Origin of the sequence: Variovorax flavidus (assembly GCF_030317145.1) — a bacterium.
In the GTDB taxonomy this organism is placed as follows: Bacteria; Pseudomonadota; Gammaproteobacteria; order Burkholderiales; family Burkholderiaceae_C; genus Variovorax; species Variovorax flavidus.
This window is the reverse complement of sequence record NZ_JASZYE010000012.1, coordinates 96,964-102,963: the sequence shown is the minus strand read 5'-3', so window position 1 is coordinate 102,963 and position 6,000 is coordinate 96,964. Positions and strand designations below refer to the sequence as shown.

General features: G+C 62.8%; 7 protein-coding genes and 1 pseudogene. 3 read left to right on the top strand and 5 right to left on the bottom strand.

Annotated features, from left to right (window positions below; all coding sequences use genetic code 11):
* A pseudogene (locus QTH90_RS29175) lies at positions 1-190 on the top strand (hypothetical protein); the annotation flags it as partial.
* Positions 191-369: 179 nt separating this feature from the next.
* On the opposite strand, the gene QTH90_RS29170 reads toward QTH90_RS29175, so the two are convergent.
* Positions 370-792: a hypothetical protein gene (locus tag QTH90_RS29170; RefSeq protein ID WP_286668063.1), complete on the bottom strand. Its 423-nt coding sequence runs from the start codon at positions 790-792 to the stop codon at positions 370-372.
* Positions 793-1,544: 752 nt separating this feature from the next.
* Between QTH90_RS29170 and QTH90_RS29165 the strand changes: the two genes are divergently transcribed.
* Positions 1,545-1,943: an alpha-ketoglutarate-dependent dioxygenase AlkB gene (locus QTH90_RS29165; RefSeq protein ID WP_353506647.1), complete on the top strand. Its 399-nt coding sequence runs from the start codon at positions 1,545-1,547 to the stop codon at positions 1,941-1,943.
* A 77-nt stretch (positions 1,944-2,020) separates the two neighbouring features.
* Here the strand turns inward: QTH90_RS29165 and QTH90_RS29160 are convergent, their stop codons facing one another.
* From QTH90_RS29160 to QTH90_RS29150, 3 genes are all read right to left on the bottom strand, one after another.
* The gene (locus QTH90_RS29160; RefSeq protein WP_286668062.1) at positions 2,021-2,302 is read right to left on the bottom strand and encodes a hypothetical protein; all 282 of its coding nucleotides are present in this window, start codon (positions 2,300-2,302) and stop codon (positions 2,021-2,023) included.
* A 97-nt stretch (positions 2,303-2,399) separates the two neighbouring features.
* Positions 2,400-2,699 carry a hypothetical protein gene (locus QTH90_RS29155; protein ID WP_286668061.1) on the bottom strand — a complete coding sequence of 100 codons (300 nt, stop codon included), beginning with the start codon at positions 2,697-2,699 and terminating at the stop codon, positions 2,400-2,402.
* Positions 2,699-3,202, bottom strand: a complete 504-nt coding sequence (locus QTH90_RS29150) for an SHOCT domain-containing protein (RefSeq protein WP_286668060.1) — start codon at positions 3,200-3,202, stop codon at positions 2,699-2,701. The genes QTH90_RS29155 and QTH90_RS29150 overlap by 1 nt, the downstream gene beginning before the upstream one ends.
* A gap of 73 nt (positions 3,203-3,275) precedes the next feature.
* Here QTH90_RS29150 and QTH90_RS29145 point away from each other — a divergent pair, with 73 nt between their 5' ends.
* Positions 3,276-3,488 carry a hypothetical protein gene (locus QTH90_RS29145; RefSeq protein ID WP_286668059.1) on the top strand — a complete coding sequence of 71 codons (213 nt, stop codon included), beginning with the start codon at positions 3,276-3,278 and terminating at the stop codon, positions 3,486-3,488.
* A gap of 52 nt (positions 3,489-3,540) precedes the next feature.
* Here QTH90_RS29145 and QTH90_RS29140 read toward each other — a convergent pair whose 3' ends face one another.
* Positions 3,541-5,976: a catalase gene (locus tag QTH90_RS29140; protein WP_286668058.1), complete on the bottom strand. Its 2,436-nt coding sequence runs from the start codon at positions 5,974-5,976 to the stop codon at positions 3,541-3,543.
* Positions 5,977-6,000: the final 24 nt, after the last annotated feature.

Sequence of the window (6,000 nt, the reverse complement as noted above, 5' to 3'; positions counted from 1 at the left end):
TGACTACCTGGTCGCCCAAGGCGTGCCGGCCAACATCATCACGACCGAAGGCCGCAGTTTCTCGGAGCTGAAGATCACTGAAGCCGATTGCAGGGCCCAAGGCAAGGCCAGAAACCGCACTGCGCTTATTGCCTGCTTCGAGCCGAATCGCCGCGTGGAGATCCGCGCCGCGGGTGAGCAAGGGGGCTGAGTTTCGCGGGCTTACCAGCCAGTTCATCATCTGGCATTGGCTGCCACAAGCGCCAATCGGGGATGGCGCTTGCTTGCGCGGCGCAAATGGCAACGATGAGGCCGCTGTCGGCGACGGGCACTGGCTCGCGACTACCTTACGTGCGGTCGTGAGTGCCAGGCCGTCGCCGATATACCCGGCTAGCCTTGTTGTTTGGAGGAAGACGTGTCGGGGCGGCTCGCGTTCGCCGCAGACGGTGATTCGCTGGCAGTCGTGCGTGGACCACTAGTGGCGTTGGACGCTGCCCCGCTGGAACTTTCGCTCGACGCCCTCTGGCCGGCGCGATTGCTGCGCCAGGTGTTGAACTCCTCAGCGAATTTTCCGTAGCGTTCCCGCCGGAACGCCTCGAAGTCGTCGACGAATCGCTCCAGTTGTTCGTCGCGCCATTGTTGATAGTCCGGATCCGAATGGCGGCTCACCCTCATGCCTCGGCCTTGCACGCCGCTGCCCACGCCGCTGCCCCATGTGCGCGGACCGCTCGGCACGTTCCAGTCATCCTCACCGTAGTCGCTTGGGTAGCCCGAACCGGGCACCGCCCCACCCTGCTCGCTGCGAGCCGCCATAGTTACGCGGGCTGCCGGCTCGCGAGCCCTCACCGTGGGTGCGCCAGCTGTCGCGGCGATGGAGCATGCGGCCGTAGTCCGACGCGCTCGTGTCGCCTCGATTGAAATCGTTGGCCCAGTAGCCGCGTTCATAGTCGTCGCCTTGGCGCCGGGCGCTGTCATCGCGGGCGGGGTCCGAGCGCTCGCGCAAGCCCCGGTCCTCATCAAGCCGCCAGACCGCATCGCGGTTCCCGTGGTTCCGACCCACCCATTTGAGTGGTGCGACCCTGGAAGGCTTCCTGCTGCCTCTGCCCTCGACTCCGTCCTTCCCAGTTCCGGTCGTCTCGCCAGTCGCGACCTCCGCGCCATTCATCATCTCTCGACTTCATTTCGAACTCCTTTCAGACGTTGGACGTTCAAACTAGAACAACGGATGTCGCCCGCTATCGGATCGATGCGCAAGATGAGTAGGAATCGGTCCGGCAACACACGATCGCCTCGGAAATCGCGACAGTGTGCTGAAATCCACTTCGAGATGACGGGTGCGAAATGTCTGACCCCATGAAGCAAGACGACTTGTTCGGACCGGACCAGGACGACGCCGCGCCAGAGGGGTGGGCGTACGAGCCGGACTTTCTGTCCCTTGCGGAGGAACGGAGCCTGATCGCTTGGATCCGACTGCTTCCATTGGCCCCGATGCGTTACAACAGTATGTCGCTCGCAGGCGCGGGATCGGCTTTGGCGGCCACCACGACTTCGATGCCAACCGGCTGATGCCCTCCCCGCCGATGCCGGCGGAACTGGCGCCCCTCATCGAAGAGGCCTCGGCTTGGCTTGGCCGACCGCCCGAGGCATTTGTCCATGCATTGGTCGCGGAGTATTCGCCGGGGACGCCACTGGGTTGGCACAGGGACGTGCCTGAATTCGAAGATGTAGTCGGTGTCTCGCTGGCGGGCGAAGGCGAGATGGAGTTCCGACGCTACACACCTCGTTCGTCCCGGATCGATCCGCTGGGCGGTAGACTTCGTGTTGCGATCGCTCCCCGATCCATTTATCGAATCACGGGTCCGGCGAGATGGGAATGGCAGCACGCGGTTGTGCCGTCACATACGCTTCGCTACTCGATCACGCTGAGGACCGCCCGTCGCCCTGGCGAAGCTCGTGGACGGTGACGCAACGGGCGATACCCTTCCGACATGGCATTTCGACCTGCCGCATACCGACGCCTGATGCGGCGGGGCGACATACCTCAGAACGTGCCGCACTTGAGCAGGCTCGCCTTACCGTCGAAGCTTAGCTCGCAACGATCTTTAAAGTCGAGAATTCGCATCCTCCTGCCCACCGCCAGGTTGAGCAGATAGTTCACTGCTTCCTTGCGATTCGGCCAAGTCGTTGCTACCAGCTTGTGGGGCAGGGACTCCTCGTCGATCGCCACGTAGCGGCCGGTCGCGTGGCGGCCGAATCCGACAGGCACCTCGATACCCGCCTCCTCGCAATAGGATTGAATCCTGTCTTTGTAGCTGTCGAACATTGCGACTCCCCTTCAAGGATCTGTCGCTTGATTCTTGTTGTACGAAGGGTGACTGAATGTCAGCAAAAGCGCATTTCGAAAGCCGTCCTCGCTCCCACTATGAAATCGGTTTGAGCACGGCGAGGGTTACCACGCCGTGTTGGCTGGTGAAGACAGGCGCGGCGGCCGAACCCTCCTGGCGCTGACTGACGCCAACAATTGCATGGTCACCCGTGTCGTATTGAGTGACCTTGCCGTTGTGCTCCACCGCGAGTCGACGCTCGCCAGGAAAGAATGCATATCGCCACTCGTCCTGGGCGCCAACACTCGCCGGGCTGCCGAGGCCGGGCGGCCACCAATCTTTCTCCTCCATAGGTGGCATCGGAGCCATCGGTTGCATCGGCTTCATGGGTTCCATTAAAGTCTCCCGAGGAGTTCCGTCTTCTTGGCAGTGAACTCAGCCTCCGTCAGGACGCCACGTTCGCGAAGGCCTGCGAGTCGTTCAATAGTGTCCAGAGTTTGCACAGCGCCACGGTCGCTCTTGGTTTCGGCCGTTGCGCCGCTCGATGGATCTATCGGAGCTTGCGGCGGCCCCTTTACCGACGGGGCCGAGAACGCGACAGGCTCAGCGGCAGGCCGGACTGTCGAGTGCGCCTCGTCCAACCGCTTGAGCGATGTCAGCGAGACCAGCCCTTGCTGACTCGCGAATGTCAGCGATTCGCGACCGCCTTGCTGCTGGGAGACGCCGCCGATCAGGTGATCGCCGGTGTCATAGAGCTCCACCTTGCCCGAGCGTTCAATCGCCAAGCGATGCTGAGCGGGAAAATAGGCATAGCGGATGCCGTTCTGCGCCCCGCTGCTTGACGGACCATGAAGGCCGCTTGGCCACCATTCGGCTCCGGCCTCGGCCGGCTCCTTCATCGGCCGGCGCCACTGCGGGTGCTCTGCGTAAAGCCGAGCCCTCGCACAGCGCGTTCACTCGTGCCTTGAGCCCATGGTCGAACATGTCACCGATCATGAGCATGCCGCCGCGCATCCATTGTCCGCTGCCGCCGAGCGCAGGATGGCCGAACTGGGCCATGCCGCCCTGGCCGAGCGTGACGGCCTCCCACATCACTTGGGCAGTCTCGAGCTCAAAACCATGGCGACCAGCGATGTCAGTCAAAGCCTCCTCCAGGCGACAGGCCAGCCCGCCGAGGCCCCTTGAGTACGCGGCATGGAACTGGATTGGGATTGAATCTGCATATGCGGCAACCGATTCAGGCCACGGGCGGTTCGTTCTCACGCCCATAGTGTCGGTGAGCGCCCATGGATGAAATAAAGGCGGTGACGGCTTCATCGGCGTCTGTCGCATTCGCCAGGATCAAGCCTTCGTCAGGGCTGCCGTCCGCAAGCGTCATGGGAATCTGCGCCTCGGCCAACAGCGCTTGCGAGGCGCCGAAAGCCAGTATCGGCTTGCAATGCCAATACTGAAGCCTCAGGAATTCCAGCGTATGTGCGTCGGCGTCCAGGGCCTCGACGCCGCTCTCTCCGTCCGGCAGGATCAGCGCGTCGAACAGCATGCCCGGACTGTTTTCCATCGTCGCGTCCACCTCCAGCTTCTCCCCCCCTGCTCCGATGCAGGTCCCGAGCCGAGCACCTACCAGCCTCGGCACCGCTCCGGCGCCCATAAGTGCAGAAACGGCCTTTCCGATAGACGTGCCCTCGACGCCGTTGGCCACAAGCACAGCGACCTTGCGGGTGCGAATACCGCCGTCGCCAGGACGGGCCGTGAGCGACAGCGCGGGGGAGGTTTCGACTTCAGGCGGGGTCGGATTTTTCAGCGCCCTGGGCAACGCTGGCGGCAATTCCATGCCGAGGTCTGCGGCCAGTCGCGCCGCCAACGCCGGCGACGCATTCGCGAGGCTGGCTACAACACGTTGGCGGATTGCCGGCACAGTGACCTTTGACAACTCGAAGCGGAACGCATTGGCAATATGGATCTTCTCGACCTCCGTCTGGCTCTCGAAGAACAGTCTGGCCTGGGTGTAGTGATCCGCGAATTTCTCCGGCTTGATGCGTACCTTGTCAGCACTTTCCTTGGCGTCGAGTCGGCTGGCCACGCTTGCGAAGCCCTGCGCAGCGCCCGCCTGGAACGGGCAGCCTCCGGCCAGCGAGTTCGGCTCGTAGGCGACCCGGCCGCGATGGATCGCCTGACGGTGCATGCCGTCGCGCTGGTTGTTGTGTACCTGGGCAACCGGCGCATTGATTGGCAGCTCGTGGAAGTTCGGACCGCCGAGCCGACTGATCTGCGTATCCACATACGAATGAATGCGACCCGCCAGCAGCGGATCATTGGTGAAATCGATGCCCGGCACAACGTGGGCCGCGCAGAAGGCGACTTGCTCGGTCTCGGCAAAGAAATTATCGGGATTGCGGTTGAGCACCAGGCGGCCGACCACCTGGACCGGCACCAGTTCCTCCGGCACGATCTTGGTGGGGTCCAGAATGTCAAAGCTGAACTTATCAGCCTGTTCCTCAGTGAAGATCTGCAAGCCGAGCTCCCATTCCGGGTACTCACCCGCCTCGATTGCCTCCCACAGATCGCGTCGATGAAAGTCGGGGTCAGCGCCAGAGATCTTCACCGCTTCTTCCCAAACCAGCGAATGGGTCCCGAGCTTGGGCTGCCAATGAAACTTGACGAGCATTGCCACTCCCTCTTCGTTGACGAGCCGGAAGGTGTGAACGCCGAAACCTTGCATCATGCGGAAGCTGCGTGGGATAGCGCGGTCCGACATCTGCCACATCAACATGTGGGTGGACTCGGGCATCAGGGAGACGAAGTCCCAGAAGGTGTCATGCGCGCTGGCAGCCTGCGGCATCTGGTGGTGCGGCTCAGGCTTGACCGCGTGGACGAGGTCCGGAAACTTGATGGCGTCCTGAATGAAGAACACCGGCATGTTGTTGCCGACCAGATCCCAGTTGCCTTCGTCGGTGTAGAACTTGACGGCAAAGCCTCGCACGTCGCGTGCAGTGTCCTTTGAGCCGCGCTCGCCGGCCACCGTAGAGAAGCGTACGAAGACGGGCGTGACCTTGCCCGCCTCCTTGAACGGCGCCGCCTTGGTGTACTGGGTTAACGGCTCATAGCACTCAAAAAATCCGTGCGCGCCCGATCCGCGCGCGTGCACTATGCGCTCTGGAATACGCTCGTGATCGAAGTGGGTGATCTTCTCGCGAAGGATGAAGTCCTCCAGCAGCACCGGGCCTCGTGCACCGGCTTTGAGCGAGTTCTGGTTGTCCGCGATCGGCACACCCTGATTGGTGGTCAGGCGCTGGCCGGAGGCGTCGACCCTCACGCGGTCCAGCGGCCCGATGGTCGCGTTGGCACCCTCGGGCGCCGCAGCTCCCGTCTTCTCGGACGCGTTCGCCTCAGACAAGGAACTGCCTCCGGACAATCGCGACGGCGGACTGACACTGAGCCCGACCGGTGGCGTTGCTGCGTTGGCCTCGCCGTACTCAAGCGGCTTGTTCGAGTTGTCGGGCATGGCCGCTGCCAGTTTCTGCGTCTCGATCGATTTCTGTGCTGGCAGATCGCCGATGCCTGCCGCGGGAGGCGCCGGATTGGCCGGCCCGCTGTCGGTATTTCGGGCGGCCGCACGCGCGGCCAGGATTTCTGAGTCTGCAGGAGCGGCAGCAGTGGGACGCTTTTTGGCCATGAAGAATGCCTCGTGGTAACGGAG